Genomic DNA, 365 nt, shown 5'->3' on the forward strand with positions numbered 1-365 from the left:
CTGCCTGAACGAATTGTTGAAAGAAGATTTCGGCACTGTCGGCGTGGCAGTATTGCATGAAAAAATCAAAGCCAAAGCCGGTAAAATTCCTGAAGGCATCCCTTATTTCAGCGGCATTACCGTTGAAGACTGGTGGATCAACTATCCTTGGGACGCGCTGGACATCGACGAACACAACAAATTGGCCGCGCAAAACCAATAAATCTGGCACGACCGTCGCAACAAGCTTTTCATCTGATTTTCAATTCAATCTCCTGAAAATCAGATGAGTGTGCTTGTCCGATTATTTGAGGCCGTCTGAAACACACAAACCGGAGAACAACATGATTACACTGGCCGTAGATGCCATGGGCGGAGATGCAGGC

1 pseudogene is annotated in these 365 nt (G+C 47.1%); it reads left to right on the forward strand.

Going from position 1 to position 365, the window contains the following annotated elements:
* Positions 1-202: pseudogene (locus ACTHSP_RS22805) on the forward strand (phosphoribosyltransferase); the annotation flags it as partial.
* Between the last annotated feature and the right edge of the window lie 163 nt (positions 203-365).

This window comes from Neisseria sp. P0001.S005, assembly GCF_051963715.1.